The sequence below is a fragment of the Sutterella sp. genome (assembly GCF_030539355.1).
Classification (GTDB): Bacteria; Pseudomonadota; Gammaproteobacteria; order Burkholderiales; family Burkholderiaceae_F; genus Sutterella.
Map to the genome: position 1 here is coordinate 1 of NZ_JAUNSF010000011.1, position 18,143 is coordinate 18,143.

Sequence of the window (18,143 nt, forward strand, 5' to 3'; positions counted from 1 at the left end):
GAAACCGTAACCCCACCCCTGCTGAAACCGTGACCCCACCCCTTACGAAATCGTTACCCGAATCAGTAACTAATCAGAAAGGTAATCGGGAAAGGAATCTCTCAGAGGTGTTTGCCGCTCCCGCGGACCTCCCGCCCGACGAGCCTCCCTTCGACGGACTCTTCGCCGAGGCCGAGGCCGCGACCGCCGCGCCGATCTACGAGACGCCGAAGACCAAGCCGCGGGACAGGGGCTCGACGCCGAAGCGCGCGAGCGCGTGCCCGTTCGAGTTCGGCGCGCAGGTGCCTGATGACTACCGCGCAGCCGCGGAGAAGATCGGGCTCGGCACCGGCGACGTGCAGAGGGTGTTCGACAAGTTCTGCGACCACGCCCGCGGGAACGGAAAGACCTTCAAGGACTGGCTCGCGGCGTGGCGCACCTGGTGCCGCAACGAGGTGGACTGGGGCAAGAACCGCAGGCCCGCGGCGGCGCCTCCTCCGCGGAACAGACCGATGCAGAAAGAGGACATGCAGCACTACACGGATGATTTTTAACAGGAGCTCTCAACTATGACCACACCATTTCTTGGAACCGGCGGCGCACGGCGCAACCGCATGGCGACCGCAGTGCCGAGCGGCTGCACCGTCGAGATCGCCGCCGAGTGCGCCACGCACGGCCGCTACACCTTCACCGCGATCGCGCTCAAGGGCGAGGCGATCTACCCGCCGGGGAAGGATCGCTGCCCGAAGTGCGCGCAGGAGGAGCGGGACCGCTACTACGAGGAGCACCGCGAGGAGATCGAAGCCAGGCAGGCTCGGCTCGAGGCCGAGGAGAGGGCGCGCGAGGAGCGCGTCGCGGCCGAGCGCCGGCAGGCCATGCTCGACAAGGCGCTGCACGACGCGGCGATCCCGCTCGAGTACCAGGGCAAGGGCTTCGACGACTTCGAGGTCACGACCGCGCGCAACGGCGACAACGTGCGCCAGGCGCTGCTCTACGTGCGCAACTTCGCGAAGCTCCGCGAGACCGGCAACGGGCTCTTCCTCTACGGCCCCTCGGGGACCGGCAAGAGCCACATCGCCTGCGCGATCCTTCAGGCGCTCATGCCTGAGGTGGACTGCGCATACGCGCTGCTGTGGCAGGTCATCGCCGCGGTGAAGGCCGCGCCCTTCGGCGAGGAGCCGCTCCGCCCGTTCATGGAAGCAAGCCTGCTCGTGCTCGACGAGGTCGGCGTGCAGACCGGCAGCAAGTACGAGGAGTCGATCCTCTACCCGCTCATCGACACGCGCATCACGAACCACCTGCCCACGATCTTCATCACCAACGTGCAGCCCGATGTGCGCGGCGGATCCGACGAGCCGACCGTGCGCCAGATGCTCGGCGAGCGCCTGTGGGACCGCGTGCAGCATCGCTCGATCTTCCTGCGCTTCGACGGCCAGAGCCACCGCAAGCGCTTCGCGAGCGTGGACGCGCTTCTCGAGGAGGTGCAGTGATGGCTGAAATCTTCATTTGCCTGGCGCTCATCTTCCTCGCCGTCGCGAGCGTCTTTCAGTCGCTGGCGATCCGCGACATGCGGCAGCAGCTTTGGGAGGTGCAACTCATGCTCGAGGAGCATCGCCCGCTCGACGGCGACGCGCTCAAGGAGGTGCGGTGATGGAAACCAGCAAGACAACTTTGGATCCGCGCGAGGAGCTTGTGCACCTCTACAACCAGCAGTACTCCGATGACCTCTCGGGCCGCGGCTTCGACTACATCGTTGAGGCCCGCCGCTCCCAGCCGGGCGACGCGGCCGAGCTCCGTGACCTCGCTCGCCGGCGCTACGAGCACCTGCTCGAGGTCGCGGACTTCATGGAAAAGCATGGGATCGGGTGAGGTGCTGAGATGAATTTCGGTGCTGTCATGTGCCTCGTGCTTGTCGTCTTCGCGCTCGGGCTGGTCGCGGCCTTCGGCCTCAACTACGCGATGACGGTCCTCTTCCGCTACACGCTCGAATATGAGCACATCGGCGTGGGGCTCCTGCTCTTCGGCATTCCTGTGTGGCTCATCTTCGAGATCGGCCTGATGCTCAGGGGGTGGTCATGAGGGATCTGTTCAACGACTGGTGGCCTGACCTCAGGTTCTCGGCCGCGCTGTGCGGCGGCTCGGTGCTCGTCGGTTGGTTGCTCGGCCTGTTCGTCACGCGGCTCGATCTGCTCGAGCGTCTCCTCGCGCTCGCGGTGGTCGTCATGGCGTGTTGCTTCGCGGGGGTCGCGTACGTGCACCACAAGGCCCGCAAGGATCGCGAGGCCGAGGAGCTCGAGAGGAAGATCGAGCGCGACATCGTCGCGAAGTTTTACCCGGAGGTTCGCGAGGAGGACCGGCATGCTTGAGTCCCTTCTCATCTGCTACCTGGCGCTCCTCGTCATGCGCCGCATCGAGGAGATCGACGATGACTGAGCACGCCGCCGCCTACATCCTCTGCTCGCTCCTGAGCTTCGCCGGCATCCTCGGCTCGCTGCTGCTGATGACCGTCCGCCCGTGGCGCGAGTTCCCTGTGTGGTGCGCCCTGCAGGTCGTGTGCTGCGTGGTGTGCTGCTTCTTCATCGACCTCGCGCTGAGGTGCCTATGACGTTCTTTGTCTGCGCTTGCCTCATCGCTTTCCTGCTCGCGCTCGGCATGTGGCTCTCGCACGCCGAGAGGATGAAGCGCATCGAAGCGCTGGGCGAGCTCTTCAAGATCCTGCGCATCGCCTACGAGCGCGAGGACCCCGACGCCCAGAAGCTCACGAAGCTCTGCACGGATCTCATTACCAACAAACCCAAGGAGGAAACCAAGTGACTCTGTTCTGGCTCATCGTGCTCCTCGTCGTGCTGTATGGATGCTTCGACCTCTCGAAGGAGCTCTTTCGCAAATCCTTCGACGAAACGGTGACTCTCGTCGCCGGGCTCTTCGCCGTTGGCTTCCTCATCGCCGACCTCTACGTTTTCTGCCTCATCATCCAGGAGATCATCCATGACTGACATCAAGCCCGTCCGCGCGGACATCCCCAAGATCAACGGACACCTCGGCGCCAAGCCCAACTTCGGCCCGCAGCCGACCGCGATCCTCCTCGAGGACCCGCGCCTGCGCAAGATCTTCAAGCACTACGGCGGCCACCTGCAGCGCTTCCAGCTGATCGAGGAGTGCGGCGAGCTCACGCGCGCGACCTCGCGCATGATGATGCACACCGAGACCCGCATCGGCTCGGACCGCCCCGAGGACGAGCTCAACCAGGAGGCCGTCGACGACTACATGGCCTGGACCGGCGAGATCGCCGACGTGCTGATCATGATCGAGCAGATGATGCTCGACCCCGGCATCAGGTCGGTCGTGCTCACGCAGCGCGAGTACAAGCTCAAGCGCACGATCCGCCGCATCAACGGCCTGCCCGACGAGGATCAGGAGGGATGAGCAGATGTCTCGAGTGCCAGCACCTCGCACCGCTCGCGCGCCTGCAAAAGGGAGATCCGCGGGAGCTTCACGTGGGCCAGCAGGGCATGCTCGCTCGCGGGCTCGTCTACTGCAGCCTGAAGCCGAAGGGGCAGACCTGGAAGTGCTTCAGGCCGATCGACTCGAGGGCGCCGTGCCCGCACTTCGCGCCGGTGAACGATCCGGCCAAGATCGAGGCGCGCGAGGCGCTCGCGGCGAGACTGCAGGAGGGCTTTCGCTCTTTGATGGCGAGCCTCAGGAAGGCACGCACCGCACGCTGACGCTCGAGTTTCCGTGGCCGCCGAAGGAGCTCTCGCCCAACGCGCGGCTCGAGCGCTTCGCCAAGGCGCGGGTCTTCAAGAAGCAGAAGCATGCGGCATGCCTGCTCACGAAGGCCCGGGCCTCGGGCCATGAGCGCGTGCGCCTCGCCGGCGACGGGCGGATGAACATCACGCTCGTCTGCACGCCGCCGACGATGCGCTACCGCGACGAGGACAACCTGCTCGCGACGCTCAAGGCTCACTTCGACGGGATCGCCCAGGCGCTCGGCGTGGATGACCACACCTTTCACTTCAGGGAGCAGGAGTGGCACCCGCCGGAGAAGCCCGGGCGGCTCGTCATCGTGCTCGACTGGGAGCAGGCATGAGGAAGGATGAAGAAGAAGGAAAGCTCGAAAACACTGACGCCGCCGGGGAGCGCGAGCCCCTCGGCGTTGCCGTGTGCGTATACCCGCCCCGGTGCCATGCAATGCTCGTCGTCGCAGCCGGCCGGGCCCGCACATACCCAGAGGGCAGCATCGCGCGGCTCCTCGTCGTCAGCGAGGCGATCAAGGAAGTGCGGCGCCTGTGGCCCGAGTGCTTCAGGCGATGAGGACTCGCTCTTCCCGGGGCTCGAGGCGCCGCTCAGGCCGTGCAACCTGCGCGCGCCGTCGATCGTGCGCCTGTGCCTGCGGCTCGAGCGTCTCGCCGAGGATCGCCGGCAGCGCGCGGCGAAGCGGACGCCGGGGCGGATCGCCGACAACTTCGGCACGGAGATGGTCCCCGTCGGGCTCAAGTCGGTCCCGCTGGGGCAGTACCACCACCGCGCGAAGTACACCGACGAGGAGGTCGAGGAGGTGTTCATGCTCGCCGACGCGGGCTTCAGGCTCGCCGACATCTGCCTGAAGGTGGAGATGCCGAAGAGCACCGTGTGGGCGATCCTGCACGGCCGCATGCGGTGCACGACGCCGGTGACGTGGAAGAGAAGGAAGAAGAGGTTCTGAGATGGCAGAGGAGAAGAAGACGAAGCGCCGAGGCAACCCGCAGTACTTGCGAGTTCCGACCTCGGAACAAGCTCGAGAATACGGCCGCCGTGGCGGGCTTGCGAGCGCGCGGAAGTTCAGGGAGCGCAAGCAGTTCAGGGAGGTCATCCAGGAGTTCCTGGACTCGACCAACATCGACGACCCGACCAAGACCAACCGCGAGGTGCTCGTCGACGCGATGTTCAACACCGCCATGGCCGGCGATGTGCGTGCGTTCATCGCACTGCGCGACACCGCGGGCGAGAAGCCCGTCGAGGAGCGCCGCGAGGAGCATTCGGGCGGGATCGAAATCAGCTGGGCCGAGCCCGGCGAGATCAAGGAGGAGGAGTGATGCCGAGGATCGTCATCCCCTACACGCCGCGGTACCCGCAGGACGTGATCCACAAGGAGCTCGAGCGGCACCGCTTCGTCGTGCTCGTGGCGCACCGCCGCATGGGCAAGACCGTGCTCGCGGTCAACCACTTGATCAAGATGGCGCTGAAGTCCCGCAGGCGCGAGCCGCGCTTCGGCTATGTGGCGCCGTTCCGCGTGCAGGCGAAGCAGATCGCGTGGTCGTACCTCAAGCACTACACCTCGGTCGTGCCGGGGCGGAGCATCAACGAGACCGACCTCGAGATCACGCTGCCGAACAACGCGCGCATCCGCATCTTCGGCGCGGACAACCCGGACGCGCTGCGCGGCCTCTACTTCGACGGCGCGATCCTCGACGAGGTCGCGCAGATGAAGCCCGAGGTGTGGGGCGAGATCATCCGCCCGGCGCTCGCGGACCGCAAGGGCTGGGCGACCTTCATCGGCACGCCGAAGGGCGTGAACCTCTTCAGCGACCTCTACGACCGCGCGCTCAGGCTGCAGGACAAGCCCGCGGACCCGGATGACCCCGAGTCGAAGCCCGAGTGGAAGGCCATGCTCTACTCGATCGAGCAGACCAACGCCCTGGACGCGAAGGAGATCGCGAGCCTGAAGGAGGAGATGAGCGAGAGCGAGTTCCGGCAGGAGTTCCTCTGTGACTTCAACGCCGCGGCCGACGACGCCTTGATCAGCATCGACGTCGTGCGCGCGGCCGCCGGCAGGCAGATCGACGCGACCACATACATGCACGCCCCGCGCGTGATGGGCGTCGACGTCGCGCGCTTCGGCTCGGACAACTCGGTCATCTTCAAGCGCCAGGGGCTCGTGGCCTTCGAGCCGATCATCATCCGCGGCAAGGACAACATGGAAGTTGCCGACCGCGTGGCGATCGAGATCGCGAGCTTCAGGCCCGACGCGGTCTTCGTGGATGCCGGCGAGGGTGCCGGCGTCATCGACCGCCTGCGGCAGCTGCGCATCGACGTGGTCGAGGTGCCCTTCGGCGGCGCCGCGAACCGCAAGACCGTCTACGCCAACCGCCGCATGGAGATGTGGGACGAGATGCGCAAATGGCTCGAGAGCGGGGCCGCGATCCCGCCCGACCCGGCGCTGCAGGCCGACCTCTCCGCGCCGACCTACGGCTTCACCCAGCGGGGCCTGCGCATCCTCGAGGCCAAGGACAAGATCAAGGAGCGCATCGGCCGCTCGCCCGACCGTGCGGACGCGCTCGCGCTCACCTTCGCCGCTCCCGTGCGGCCGCGCCTCGAGCCGCGCTTCGAGCGGCAGATCCACGGCGACGACGGCAGCAACTACGACCCGATGGCCGCCTTCGAGGTCGAGTGGGGCCAGCGCTGACGAGCGTGCATATACCGCGCCACCTTGGGCGCGACCATCGCCCGCATGAGATACGAGACCACCACGCTCCTGCAGGCGCTCAACGACTGCACTGCGCTCATCGACGAGAACCACGCCGAGACCGGCATGCCGGGCGAGCTCCGGCCCGCCTGGCGCATGTACCGGGACCTCGACGCCATTGGCCTGAGCTTCGGCCTCATCGCGCGCGACGCAGATGGCCTCCCTGTTGGGTACGCGCTAGTCATCATATCGCCGCATCCGCATGCCGTGGACAGGCTCTTCGCGACCAACGACACGATCTACGTCACGCCGTCCGCGCGCGCCCTGGGCGTCGGCGGGCAGCTGTTCGTTCGTGCCGAGCGCGAAGCCAGGAGCCGCCGCGCCGTGGCCTTTCAGTGGGCCGTGCCGGCGGGCTCGCCGCTCGACCGCGCGCTCGCGCGCCGGTGCTCCGTATCTCGCCAGATCACTTACCAAAGGGAGCTTTGATATGGGCAGCAGCATCTTGGGCGCGATCACGGGCGGCGTCATCGGCCTGTGGCAGGACTACCAGGACAACCGACAGAGCAAGCGTGAGTACAACCTCGCGCAGGAGCAGCTGGCGCTGCAGAAGCAGGCCGCGCAGGACGAGGAGCAGGCCCGCAACAAGGCCGAGAGCAAGTCGCCGGACATCGAGGGCATCCTCGAGAGCAACACCGCGGGCGGTCTCGGCGCGACCTCGCTCACGGGCGGCACGGGCTCGCGCACGCAGCAGTCGCAGCTTGGCGGCGGCAACACCCTGCTGGGGCTCTAAGCCATGCCGCGCGCACAGCCCAAGGAGATCCGCCGCAGGTTCGAGGCGCTCAAGTTCGACCGCACGACGTGGGAGCCGCAGTGGCAGGACATCCGCGACTTCATCCTGCCGGACGCCGGCGCCTTCTCGGGCGAGGACGTCCGCGAGGGCGGCAAGCGCTTCAGGAAGATCATGAATGCCGAGGCGACCAGCTGCGCGGACATGCTCGCCGCGGGCCTGCTCGGCGGCGTGAGCTCACCCTCGCGCCCCTGGCTGCGCCTCACCACGAACGACGCGACCCTGGACGAGAGCCCCGCCGTCAAGCAGTGGCTCGAGGCCGTGCGCGTGCGCATGATGATGATCTTCGCCAAGGCCGAGGTCTACAACCAATTGCACCAGAGCTACCTCGAGCTTCCGGTCTTCGGCACGGCGTGCACGCTCGTGCGCGCGCACCCCGAGGACCTGATCGCGCTGCAGAACCTCACGATCGGCGAGTACTGGCTCGCTGACGACGAGTTCGGCCGCATCGACACGCTTTACAGGCGCTTTGAGATCACGGCCAAGCAGGTCATTCAGCGCTGGGGATGGGAGAAGGTCTCGCCCATGGTGCGCACCGCGTACGAGGCAGACCCGTGGACCAAGATCGGCATCATCCACGCGATCGAGCCGCGCCTCGAGCGCGACGAGATGAAGCGCGACAACTTGAACAAGCAGTGGAGGTCGGTCTACTTCGAGGAGAACGGCGCCGACGACGCGCCCGTCTTGAACGAGTCCGGCTTCGATGACTTCCCCGCGCTCTGTCCGCGGTGGTTCACCGCCGGCGGATCCGTCTACGGCCGCGGGCCGGGCGCCAAGGCGCTCTCCGCGGCGAAGAGCCTGCAGCGCATCGAGGCGCGCCTCGCGCACATCGCCGACCTCATGAGCAACCCGCCCGTGCAGTACCCGGCCTCCGCCTCGGGCTACCTCTCGCAGTTCAGGCCGGGCGGCCGCATCCCTGTCGCCGCGGGCGAGTCGCAGGCCATCCGCACGGCGTGGGAGGCCAACCTCGACATGCAGGGCCTGCTCACGCTGCTCGCCGCAAGCACCGCGCAGATCCAGAAGATCTTCTACGCGAACCTCTTCCAGATGATCGCCGGCACGACCGCGCAGGGCGACCGCACCGCGACCGAGGTGCAGGCCCTCGAGCAGGAGAAGGTGCTGATGCTCGGCCCCGTGCTTGAGCGCCTGCACACCGAGATGCTCGACCCGCTCGTCACGCAGACCTTCACGCGCATGGTCGAGACCGGCGACATCCCCGAGGTGCCGCCCGAGCTCGCCGAGCGCGAGCTCTCGGTCGAGTACATCAGCGTGCTCGCCGCGCAGCAGAACAGCGCCAACGTGAACAGCATCGTGCGCCTCACGCAGCAGATCGGCATGCTCGCGCAGCTGAACCCCAACGCCCTGGACAAGCTCGACGTCGACACGACCATCGACGAGCTCGCCGACATGTACGGCGTGCCGCCTTCGATGATCGTCGCCGGCGATCAGGTCGCGCTCATCCGCCGGCAGCGTGCGGATCAGCAGGCGCAGGCGCAGCAGATGGAGCAGCTGCAACAGGGCGCGAGCGCGATCAAGGACATGGCCGCCGCGAGCGACTCCCCGAGCATGCAGGAGGTGATGAGCAACCTCGGCACGGGCGGCGCGATCTGATGCGTGCATATAGATCGCGAATGAGGTGAAAGCATGACGGACAACAACTTCGAGACCTACGAAGAGCGCGTCGAGCGCGAGGAGAAGGAGAAGAAGGCGGCCGAGGAGGCGGAGAAGCGGCTTGACACCGCGCTCCTCTCAGTCCTCGGCACGAAGAGCGGCCGCGAGGCGCTCGCCTGGATGCTCTCCCTCACCGCGCAGGACGTGAGCGTCACGGCCTTCGACGCGCTGCGCATGGCGTGGCAGTCAGGCCGGCGCGACGTGGGCCTCGACATCCTGACGAGACTCCGCGCGCTGAGCCCGGAGCTCGTCCGACTCATGGAGCAAGAACGAGATGACCGAAGAAACACCCGCCTCGACGTCGACGGAGCCGGCAAGTGACCCGACGCCTGCCGCTTCGCCTGCGCCTGCTGCTGAAACGCCTGCGGCCCCGGCTGCAGCGCCTGCGCCTGCTGAAGGTGCCGGCGCGGACCCTGCCGAGGGAGCGGACCCCGCACAGGCAGAAGCGGACGACGCGGACGGGATAGATGCGCCTGTGGAGGGCCAGCCCGAGGGGGATGCCGATGAGAGCCCGGCATCCCCCGAGAGCTACTCGACCGAAGGCATCAAGCTGCCCGAGGGCATGAAGCTCGACGAGGTCACCGCCGGCGAGCTCGGCAAGGTGTGCAAGGAGCACGGACTCACGCAGAAAGCCTTCGCCGGGATCCTCGAGAAGATGACCCCGGTGCTCGCGCAGAGGCAGCAACAGCAGCTTCAGGCCGCCAAGGTGGACTTCATCAAGCGCGCCAAGGCCGACCCGGAGATGGGCGGCGCCAACTGGGCCGCGACCAAGCAGGCCGCCGGCAAGGCGCTGGGGCAGTTCGCCGACTCGGAGACCATCGCGCTCCTCAAGGCGACCGGCCTCAACTGCCACCCCGGCGTCATCCGAATGTTCAAGAAGATTTCCGACGCTGTGTCGGACGACGCGATTGTGCGAGGCGATCGCGGCGGTGGTTCTCGGAAGTCCCTCGCCGGCTACTACAACAACTCTCAGATGAACGACTAAAGGGGGTTTCCTATGGCAACCAATCCGACCAGCACGACTCATCCGACCCTGCTCGATGTTGTCTCCCGCCTTGACGGCGACGGCAAGATCGCGCCGATCGCTGAGGTGCTCAACGAAGACCTGCCGATTCTTCGCGACATCGGCTTCATTCAGTGCAACTCCGACCAGCGTCACGTGCACACCATCCGCACGGGCCTGCCGACTCCGACGTGGCGCAAGCTCTACGGCGGCGTGCTCCCGAGCAAGTCCCAGACCGCACAGGTCACGGACGTCTGCGGCAACCTCGAGGCGTACTCCGAGGTCGACAAGGACCTCGCGGACCTCAACGGCAACACGTCCGCCTGGCGCTTCTCCGAGGAGCGTCCCTTCATCGAGGCGATGGGTCAGACCATGGCCGAGACGATCTTCTACGGCGACGTCACCGTGAACCCGGAGCGCTTCACCGGCATCGCGCCGCGCTACAACACGCTCAACACCGACACGCCGTGCGCGCGCATGGTGAAGAGCATGGGCGGCACGAGCGACCTCACCTCGCTCTACTTCATCTCGCACTCGGTCTTCCACGGCCTCTACCCGAAGGGGTCGACGGGCGGCCTCAGCAAGACGGACAAGGGCCAGGTCACGATCACCAAGGACGACGGCTCGATGTTCGAGGCGTACCGCACGCACTTCAAGTGGGGCATCGGCACGACGCTCGACGACTGGCGCGGCTGCGCGCGCGTCTGCAACGTCGACATCAACAACGTCGACGGCGACGCGCTCATCGCCGCCATGATCAAGGCCAAGAACGAGATCCTCGCCAAGTACGTGGGCCGCACCAAGCTCTACGTGCGCCGCGAGATCATGACGATCCTCGAGCTCGCCGCGCTCTCGAAGAGCTATCAGTGCCTCAAGATCACCGAGGCCGCTGATCAGTTCAAGACCTCCTTCTTCGGCATCCCGATCGTCGTCTGCGACTCGATCTCGATCAACGAGGATCAGGTCACCGCTGACTAATTCAAGGAGAAACAAAAATGCTGCTTGACACCCTTTCTGAGTTCTCCGACGGTCAGGCGCTGTCGGGCTCGTCCGCCTACTCGACGAACACGCTCGACCTCGCCGGCGCCGGCATCGCGGTCGCAGACCATGCCTATGTGGTCGTGTCCGTGCTCACCGCGACGGCCTCCGACCTCAAGGCCGAGCTTCAGTGCTCCGAGGACGGCTCGACGTGGCGCGCTGTCGCCTCGGGCTCGGTCGAGACCGGCGCGGCCGGCGACCAGATCGTGCTCGACATCCCGCCTGACGTCTTCGGCAAGCTCCGCCTCGCCTACACGGGCACGAGCATGACGGGCACGGTCCACGCCGGCGTCACGCTCGGCGCGCAGACGAGGAAGCGCATCGGCGACTTCGCGGCTTCTGCGAACGGCGCTTAATCACCAACCGCAAGGAGGTGATCCACATCTCGGGGGCTTCGGCCCCCGTTTTCGTAGGAGGAAACCATGGCATCTGATGTCGACATCTGCAACCTGGCTCTCGCGCGCCTGGGCGACGAGGCCAACGTCACAAGCATCAGCCCGGCCGACGGCGGCATGCAGGCCGAGCACTGCGCGCGCTTCTACCCGCTCGCGCTCTCCCAGATCCTCGGCGCCTACCCGTGGCGCTTCGCCATCAAGCGGCAGACGCTCGCGAGGCTCGCCGCGGAGCCCGTGGGCGGCGGCTATGCCTTCCCGCTGCCGAGCGACTGCGTGACCGTGCTCGAGGCGCACGTCGACGACGAGGGGCTCACCGAGCACTTCATGCGCACGCTGTGGACGATCGAGCAGCAGGACTCCCGCGCCTGCCTCGTGTGGAAGCACGATACGTGCTGGATCCGCTACACGTCGGCCAAGACGCCGGCCTCGCTCTTTCCGAGCGATTTCGTCGACGCGCTCGCGTGGCTCCTGGCCTCGCACCTCGCCGGCCCCGTGATGCCCGGCGCGACCGGCGTGCAGGTCTCGCAGAGCATGCGCGAGATCTACGAGGCGACGGTGCAGCGCGCGATGGCCAACGACGCGCGGCAGCTGCGGCTGCACGAGGGCCGCCGCGAGGACTTCCTCGGCGACTACTGGGACAGGGGGCAGCATGACTACTTCTAAGGTGATCCAGCGCAGCTTCACAGGCGGCGAGATCTCGCCCCGCATGCACGGGCGCATCGACCACACCACGTACCAGACCGGCCTCGAGGAGTGCCTGAACGCCTTCATCCTGCCGCAGGGGCCCGTGCAGAACCGTCCCGGCTTTGCGTACGTCAACGCCTGCAAGTACCCCGGCAAGGCGACGAGGCTGATCCCGTTCACGTTCAGCGAGAGCCAGACGATGGTGATCGAGCTCGGCGACAAGTACGCGCGCTTTCACACCGACGGCCAGACGCTGATGAACGCCGCCGGCACGGCGCCCTACGAGATCGCGACGCCGTGGGCCGCCGAGCACCTCTTCGAGCTCCACTACGTGCAGAGCGGCGACGTGATGACGATCGTGCACCACTACTACCCGCCGACCGAGCTCAGGCGCTACTCCGCGCAGGACTGGCGCGTGGCCGAGGTGAGCTTCGACCCGAAGCTCAGCACGCCCACGGGCGTCACCGCCGTGCGCGCGACCGCGGCCGAGAGCGACAGCAACGCCGAGAAGTACACCTTCAAGTACAAGGTCGCCGCGCTCTCGAGCGACAAGCTCTACGAGAGCAAGCCCTCCGACGCGGTCGAGGTGGTGGCCAACCTCTACGCGACCGGCACGACCGTGCGCGTGTCCTGGAACGCCGTCAGCGGCGCGGAGTTCTATCGCGTCTACAAGTACCAGGGCGGCCTCTACGGCTGCATCGGCGACACCGAGGACACGTACCTGATCGACGATGACATCGACGCCGACCTGAGCATCACGCCGCGGCGCTTCGGCACCGCCTTCACGGCCTCGGGCGGCATTGAGTCGGTCACCATCAACTCAGGCGGCACGGGTTACTCGAGCTTCAAGAAGGGCATCGCAGCCACGCCGAGCGCGACCACGTACGGCTCGCTCGGCCTTACCTCGAGCAGCAGCAACGTCTTCGAGAGCGTCGTGAGCTCGCTGACAGGATCGTCATCGACAAAGTACTTGAGCGTGGCCACACACGCGCTGCAGAGCTCGGGGAGCTATCCGTCGACGTACCCGACCTTCACGCTCGAGGTCTACGACGAGCAGGGGCAGGGATCGGGCGCCGTGGTCGAGCCCGTCATCGAGTACACGACAGGCACGAGCTACGATCGCTGGAACGCCGGCGGGCAGAGCGCGGACTCGCGCGACTACCGCACGGTTTACTACTACAAGAACATTGCAACGCTTACAGGGTTCACGATCAAGAACCCCGGCCACGGCTACATCACGCCCAAGCTCAAGGTCACCTACACCTGCACGACGACCCGCCGCGGCAGCATTTCCTCGGCCTCGGGCACCGGCACCGCTTCGCTCAACACGCAGGACGTCTCGCCGGTCTTTAACGTCGAGGAGCTCTCCTCGAGCGGCTCGGGCGCGACCCTCGAGGCCGTGGTCACCGACGGCGTCATCACCGCGGTCAACGTGCTCACCGGCGGCTCGGGCTACTCCTCGCCGACGATCACCGTCACGGATCCGCTGGGCGTCGGCTCGGGCGCGAGCTTCACCGCGGTCGTCTCGTCGACGGGCGACTACCCCTCGGCCGTGACCTACTTCGAGCAGCGCCGCTGGTTCGGCGGCACGCCCAACCTGCCCACGAAGCTCTGGGCCACGCGCACGGGCACCGAGGACGACCTCAGCTACTCGCTGCCGAGCGTCGACGACGACCGCCTTGAGGCGCAGATCTCCGCGAGGACGTTCTCGAAGATCCGCCACCTCGCCGCGCTCGCGCACCTGATGGTGCTCACCGGCGACAGCGAGCTCCGCATCAGCCCGCTCAACTCCGACGCGATCACGCCGGACTCGATCAGCGCGCGTCCGCAGTCGTACATCGGCAGCAACGACGTGCAGCCCGTCACGATCAACTCGGCGCTCATCTACTGCGACAGCATGGGCGGACACCTGCACGAGTTCGCCTACAACGACTCCGCCGGCGGCTATGTCTCGGGCGACCTGTGCCTGCTCGCGCCGCACCTCTTTGACTACCGGCAGGTGGTCGACATGGCCTTCATGCGCGCGCCGTTCCCCGTCATCTGGTGCGTCTCGAGCTCGGGGCAGCTGCTCGGCCTCACGTACGTGCCCGAGCAGCAGGTGGGCGCGTGGCACCGGCACGAGACCGACGGCGCCTTCGAGTCGGTCGCCTGCGTGGCCGAGGACGACGAGACCGCGCTCTACGCAGTTGTGCGGCGCACGATCCAGGACAGCGTCGTGCGCTACGTCGAGCGCTTGAGCACGCGGCAGTTCGAGAACCTCGAGGACTGCTTCTTCGTGGACTCGGGCGGCACGTACCGCGGCGCGGAGACCACGACCGTGAGCGGGCTCACGTGGCTCGAGGGCAGGACCGTCTCGATCCTCGCCGACGGCGCGGTGCTGCCGCAGCAGACGGTGACCGACGGCACGATCACGCTCGAGGTGCCGGCCTCCGTGGTGCACGTGGGCTTGCCCTACACGACCGAGGTGAAGAGCCTGCCCACCGTGCTGCAGAAGGAGGGCTACGGCATGGGCGAGCCCAAGAACGTGAGCGAGGTCGCGATCAGGCTCTACGAGTCGAGCGGCATCTGGGTCGGCTACAGCGACAGCACGCTGAAGAAGTACGACGCGGAGACCGAGCGCTTCGCCGAGTACGCGCAGCGCACGACCGAGCAGCCCGGCACGGCCCCGGCGCGCGTCACGGGCGAGATTCGCATCAAGCCGCCTGTGCGCTGGTCCGACGGCGGGCAGATCTGCCTCAAGCAGGACGACCCGCTGCCGCTCGAGATCTCGAGCATCGCGATGACGGTCGCTTCCTGACGTGCATAAAGCGCCTGCCTGCGGGGTCTACCTTGGCCCGATCACAAGGAGCACCCCATGGGCAGACTACTCAACATCGACCTTCAGAACGATGGTCAGACCACGGCCGGCGCCTCGAAGAAGGCCGGTCAGTCGGTCATGTCGCAGCAGAGCTTCAGCGACTTCCAGATGGGCATGAAGATGGGCTACGCCGGCGAGCAGGGCTCGGTCGGCGCCATCCTCGCCTACGCAAAGGCGCGCCGGCAGAAGTCGATCCTCAACATGCAGGCCGAGCTCTACGACATGCTCGCGCAGTCGTATCAGACCGCGGCCGAGGACACCGTGCGCGCGGGTCATCAGGAGTCCGCGCAGGTGAGCTTCCAGGCGGGACAGACCAAGGGCGCGATCCGCGCGAGCCAGGGCGCGAGCGGCATCCGTGTCGCCGGCGCAGGCTCCGCGGCCGAGGTGCTCGCCTCGGTCGACATCTCCAAGGAGATGAACCGCAACCAGATCATGGCCAACGCGATCGCCAACTCGTGGGGCTACCGCAAGCAGGCCGTCAGCGCGCAGGGGCAGGCCAAGGCCGTGCGCGTCGCCGCCTCGAGCATCTCGCCGTGGGCCGCGGCGCTCACGCAGCACCTCAACGCCGGAATGATGTTCGGCGAGTCCGCCATGCAGAAGTGGGGCGGCAGCAAGGTCGGCACGAGCAAGTAAGGAGAAGCCATGGCAGGCATTCAGGTACCCAACCCCTACAGCACCCCGGCCGCGGTCGAGCGCCCCGTCATGGGCGAGCTCCACGAGGCGCCCAAGGTCAACGGCGCAGGCGGCATGGCCGTCCGCGAGATGATGACCGGCAAGGGCGGCGTGTTCGAGAAGCTCAACGCGTGGCAGGCGGAGTTTGACAAGACCCGCTCGCAGGACCTCATCACCCGCCTCGAGGAGAAGCGCATCGCGCTGCGCTCGGAGTGGTCGCAGCTTGAGGGCGAGAACGCGCTCAAGCGCCCGGGCGGGAAGTCGCTGCAGGAGGAGATCGACGACAAGTTCCGCGGGGAGTACGAGGCGGTCTTCGGCGAGGCAACCTCGAAGGCGCAGCGAGACGCGCTCAACGACTACTACACCAAGGCCCGCGGGCAGAACAACGACGCCATCACTACGCACACGCTCAAGCAGCAGCAGGTCTACGACGAGAGCGTGAGGCAGCGCTCGCTCAGCACCGCGCTCGGCCTCGCCATGAGCGACGACCCCAACGAATCGGCGAGCGGCATCGCCGGCATGCGCGCCGTGATCGTCGAGAGCGCGAAGCGCAAGGGTGTGGTGCCCGACTTCACGAAGTACCTCGGACCCGTTCATGCGCAGAAGGTCGGCGACTTCCTGGACAACAACGACATCGCAGGAGCCAAGGCATACCTCAAGAAGAACCGCGGCGAGATGGGTGTGGCCCAGATCGCGCAGTCCGAGAAGGCGATCGAGGCCGAGGAAAAACAGGCCGCGATCACCGCGCAGAGCGATGACATCCTCGAGAAGTACGGCGACGACCGCACCGCCGCGCTCAAGGCTGCGCTCGAGATCAAGGACCCCGAGACCCGCGACCACGTCTACAGAACCGTGAGCGCTGAGCTCTCCCGCCGCAGGGTGATCGAGGAGGCTGAGACCGACGAGCTCGTCAAGAACATCGCCGCCTCGGCCGAGAAGGGCGAGAAGATCCCCGCGCATCTCCTCTCGGAGCTCGAGAGTCGCGACCCCGCCAAGTACGAGAAGGTGCAGGAGGTGCTCGCCTTCCAGAGCGTCCCGAACATGACCGCTGCCGAGCTTGCCGAGCTACGAGCGACAACATCCAGCGCCGCAGTCATCCGTGCGTGCGACGCGCGCCTCAAGGCGATGGCGGCCGATCCCATGGCCTACGCCGGCGCGGAGGCGCTCAACTGGAACAACCCGGACAAGCTCAGGGAGCAACTGGTCGAGCGCACCAGCCGAGCCTCGGACATCGAGAAGCAGACGGGCTCCGCCCCCGGCCTCCTCACCAACAATGAGAAGGCCGGGTTCGACACCTTCATGGACGGCAAGTCGCCCCAGGAGAAGACCCAGATGATGTACATGGTCGCCGGCGGCCTCGATGCCGACGGGTTGACCATGCTCAAGCGCAACTTCGGCAAGAACATCGAGGGGTACGTGCCTGCGGCGATGGCGGCGGATCCCGACATTGATCCCGAGACCGTACGCCTCTACTACCGCGGACAGCTTGCGCGCGCCGAGAAGACGCACGAGATCCCGGACAAGTCCACCGGCCAGGGCGCGAAGGCGGTCCCGGTCGAGCAGACGACGTCTCAGATCGCGATCGAAATCGACAAGTACTACGACGACGAGGCGACGCGCGCCGAGCAGCGGATCGCCGTCACGAATGTCGCTCTCGGTCTCATGGCTGAAGGGCAGGCCGGCAACGCGGGCGAGGCCATCCAGAAGGCGCTTGACCTTGTTATTGGCGAGCGCACCGTCATCAACGGGCGCCCGGTTCTTCTCTCCAAGGGCCTGACCAAGGACGACGCCGAGAAGTCCCTTGCGGCCTTCGGCGAGGCGCTCGATCCAAAGGCGCAGTTCGTCGGCAGGCTCACGGGCGCGAACGAGCGGCACCCGCTGACGGGGCAGGCACTGAAGGACGGCATCGAGAGCAATCGGATCTGGCTGCGGCAGACGGGCGAGCCCGGCCGCTACTGGATCGTGGATGGCAGCGACGTCGTTCGTCACGCGAACAGCTTCCGCCCCGTGACCGTGCAGGTCAGCCCGGGCGGCGCCGACAGTTCGGTGAAGGCTCCGAGCTTCAACACCGACCTCTCCGACTACTACAACACGGAGCTCACCGCGGAGGAGGAGAAGCAGTACCAGGCATGGGCCAGGCGCACGGGCCGCGCGCGCGATGTCTTCAACTACGACCTCCGAGGCGCCTGGAAGGAGATGAGCGAGGAAGAGCGCGCGAAGTCCGGCCGCGGCGTGCACCTCCCGGACAAGTTCAAGAAGCCCAACCACTACACCTTCTCCGACGAGTCGAAGTACTCGACGCCGGAGAACCCGGGCGGCAGCTGGACCCAGCAGTTCGGTGCGACGGTCTTCCGCCCGCGCGGGAAGTACTCGGAGGCCAAGATCGCCGAGCTCGTGAAGTACTTCGAGGAGCGCGAGAGGGGCGTTTCGCTCGATCTCTCCGAGATCAACCGACCCGAAAAAAAAGAAGAGGACTCGAGGCCGTGGTACGTCATGGGGCCTGAGTTCAAGCTCCCCGCCGATCCCGGACGCATCTATTGATAGGTTCACCC

General features: G+C 66.7%; 26 protein-coding genes. All 26 read left to right on the forward strand.

Annotated features, from left to right (window positions below):
• The first annotated feature begins 107 nt into the window (after window positions 1-107).
• Window positions 108-533: a hypothetical protein gene (locus Q4F91_RS03425; protein WP_303334570.1), complete on the forward strand. Its 426-nt coding sequence runs from the start codon at window positions 108-110 to the stop codon at window positions 531-533.
• Window positions 534-548: 15 nt separating this feature from the next.
• On the forward strand, window positions 549-1,469 hold the full coding sequence (locus Q4F91_RS03430) for an ATP-binding protein (RefSeq protein ID WP_303334572.1): 921 nt from the start codon (window positions 549-551) through the stop codon (window positions 1,467-1,469).
• Window positions 1,469-1,630, forward strand: a complete 162-nt coding sequence (locus tag Q4F91_RS03435; protein WP_303334574.1) for a hypothetical protein — start codon at window positions 1,469-1,471, stop codon at window positions 1,628-1,630. The genes Q4F91_RS03430 and Q4F91_RS03435 overlap by 1 nt, the downstream gene beginning before the upstream one ends.
• Window positions 1,630-1,848: a hypothetical protein gene (locus tag Q4F91_RS03440; protein WP_303334576.1), complete on the forward strand. Its 219-nt coding sequence runs from the start codon at window positions 1,630-1,632 to the stop codon at window positions 1,846-1,848. Before Q4F91_RS03435 ends, Q4F91_RS03440 begins: the two co-directional genes overlap by 1 nt.
• Window positions 1,849-1,857: 9 nt before the next feature.
• Window positions 1,858-2,058 (forward strand): hypothetical protein, encoded by a 201-nt coding sequence (locus Q4F91_RS03445; protein WP_303334578.1) that lies wholly within the window; start codon window positions 1,858-1,860, stop codon window positions 2,056-2,058.
• Window positions 2,055-2,345 (forward strand): hypothetical protein, encoded by a 291-nt coding sequence (locus Q4F91_RS03450; RefSeq protein ID WP_303334580.1) that lies wholly within the window; start codon window positions 2,055-2,057, stop codon window positions 2,343-2,345. The genes Q4F91_RS03445 and Q4F91_RS03450 overlap by 4 nt, the downstream gene beginning before the upstream one ends.
• A 59-nt stretch (window positions 2,346-2,404) precedes the next feature.
• The gene (locus tag Q4F91_RS03455) at window positions 2,405-2,584 is read left to right on the forward strand and encodes a hypothetical protein (RefSeq protein WP_303334582.1); all 180 of its coding nucleotides are present in this window, start codon (window positions 2,405-2,407) and stop codon (window positions 2,582-2,584) included.
• Complete coding sequence (locus Q4F91_RS03460) at window positions 2,581-2,793, forward strand: hypothetical protein (protein WP_303334584.1); 213 nt, start codon at window positions 2,581-2,583, stop codon at window positions 2,791-2,793. Before Q4F91_RS03455 ends, Q4F91_RS03460 begins: the two co-directional genes overlap by 4 nt.
• The gene (locus Q4F91_RS03465; protein WP_303334586.1) at window positions 2,790-2,975 is read left to right on the forward strand and encodes a hypothetical protein; all 186 of its coding nucleotides are present in this window, start codon (window positions 2,790-2,792) and stop codon (window positions 2,973-2,975) included. The genes Q4F91_RS03460 and Q4F91_RS03465 overlap by 4 nt, the downstream gene beginning before the upstream one ends.
• Entirely contained in the window at window positions 2,968-3,405 is a 438-nt protein-coding gene (locus Q4F91_RS03470) for a hypothetical protein (protein WP_303334588.1), read from the forward strand. Before Q4F91_RS03465 ends, Q4F91_RS03470 begins: the two co-directional genes overlap by 8 nt.
• A gap of 172 nt (window positions 3,406-3,577) precedes the next feature.
• The gene (locus Q4F91_RS03475; protein WP_303334590.1) at window positions 3,578-4,069 is read left to right on the forward strand and encodes an endonuclease; all 492 of its coding nucleotides are present in this window, start codon (window positions 3,578-3,580) and stop codon (window positions 4,067-4,069) included.
• Window positions 4,066-4,293 carry a hypothetical protein gene (locus Q4F91_RS03480; protein ID WP_303334592.1) on the forward strand — a complete coding sequence of 76 codons (228 nt, stop codon included), beginning with the start codon at window positions 4,066-4,068 and terminating at the stop codon, window positions 4,291-4,293. Before Q4F91_RS03475 ends, Q4F91_RS03480 begins: the two co-directional genes overlap by 4 nt.
• 64 nt (window positions 4,294-4,357) lie before the next feature.
• Entirely contained in the window at window positions 4,358-4,684 is a 327-nt protein-coding gene (locus Q4F91_RS03485; protein WP_303334594.1) for a hypothetical protein, read from the forward strand.
• A 1-nt stretch (window position 4,685) separates the two neighbouring features.
• The gene (locus Q4F91_RS03490) at window positions 4,686-5,054 is read left to right on the forward strand and encodes a hypothetical protein (RefSeq protein ID WP_303334596.1); all 369 of its coding nucleotides are present in this window, start codon (window positions 4,686-4,688) and stop codon (window positions 5,052-5,054) included.
• Window positions 5,054-6,424, forward strand: a complete 1,371-nt coding sequence (locus Q4F91_RS03495; protein ID WP_303334598.1) for a terminase family protein — start codon at window positions 5,054-5,056, stop codon at window positions 6,422-6,424. Before Q4F91_RS03490 ends, Q4F91_RS03495 begins: the two co-directional genes overlap by 1 nt.
• Before the next feature lie 45 nt (window positions 6,425-6,469).
• Window positions 6,470-6,910, forward strand: coding sequence for a GNAT family N-acetyltransferase (locus tag Q4F91_RS03500; RefSeq protein WP_303334600.1), 441 nt, complete (start codon window positions 6,470-6,472; stop codon window positions 6,908-6,910).
• A gap of 1 nt (window position 6,911) precedes the next feature.
• Window positions 6,912-7,214, forward strand: a complete 303-nt coding sequence (locus Q4F91_RS03505) for a hypothetical protein (protein WP_303334602.1) — start codon at window positions 6,912-6,914, stop codon at window positions 7,212-7,214.
• A 3-nt stretch (window positions 7,215-7,217) separates the two neighbouring features.
• Complete coding sequence (locus Q4F91_RS03510; protein WP_303334604.1) at window positions 7,218-8,882, forward strand: portal protein; 1,665 nt, start codon at window positions 7,218-7,220, stop codon at window positions 8,880-8,882.
• 33 nt (window positions 8,883-8,915) lie between these two features.
• Window positions 8,916-9,263, forward strand: a complete 348-nt coding sequence (locus tag Q4F91_RS03515; protein ID WP_303334606.1) for a hypothetical protein — start codon at window positions 8,916-8,918, stop codon at window positions 9,261-9,263.
• A gap of 154 nt (window positions 9,264-9,417) precedes the next feature.
• Window positions 9,418-9,927 (forward strand): hypothetical protein, encoded by a 510-nt coding sequence (locus Q4F91_RS03520; protein WP_303334608.1) that lies wholly within the window; start codon window positions 9,418-9,420, stop codon window positions 9,925-9,927.
• 12 nt (window positions 9,928-9,939) lie between these two features.
• Entirely contained in the window at window positions 9,940-10,923 is a 984-nt protein-coding gene (locus tag Q4F91_RS03525) for a major capsid protein (protein ID WP_303334609.1), read from the forward strand.
• Between the two features lie 17 nt (window positions 10,924-10,940).
• Window positions 10,941-11,339, forward strand: a complete 399-nt coding sequence (locus tag Q4F91_RS03530) for a Bbp16 family capsid cement protein (RefSeq protein ID WP_303334611.1) — start codon at window positions 10,941-10,943, stop codon at window positions 11,337-11,339.
• 66 nt (window positions 11,340-11,405) lie between these two features.
• Window positions 11,406-12,041 carry a hypothetical protein gene (locus tag Q4F91_RS03535; RefSeq protein WP_303334613.1) on the forward strand — a complete coding sequence of 212 codons (636 nt, stop codon included), beginning with the start codon at window positions 11,406-11,408 and terminating at the stop codon, window positions 12,039-12,041.
• Complete coding sequence (locus Q4F91_RS03540; protein ID WP_303334615.1) at window positions 12,028-14,859, forward strand: hypothetical protein; 2,832 nt, start codon at window positions 12,028-12,030, stop codon at window positions 14,857-14,859. Before Q4F91_RS03535 ends, Q4F91_RS03540 begins: the two co-directional genes overlap by 14 nt.
• Before the next feature lie 57 nt (window positions 14,860-14,916).
• Window positions 14,917-15,552, forward strand: coding sequence for a hypothetical protein (locus Q4F91_RS03545; protein ID WP_303334617.1), 636 nt, complete (start codon window positions 14,917-14,919; stop codon window positions 15,550-15,552).
• Window positions 15,553-15,561: 9 nt separating this feature from the next.
• The gene (locus Q4F91_RS03550; RefSeq protein WP_303334619.1) at window positions 15,562-18,132 is read left to right on the forward strand and encodes a hypothetical protein; all 2,571 of its coding nucleotides are present in this window, start codon (window positions 15,562-15,564) and stop codon (window positions 18,130-18,132) included.
• Window positions 18,133-18,143 lie beyond the last annotated feature (11 nt).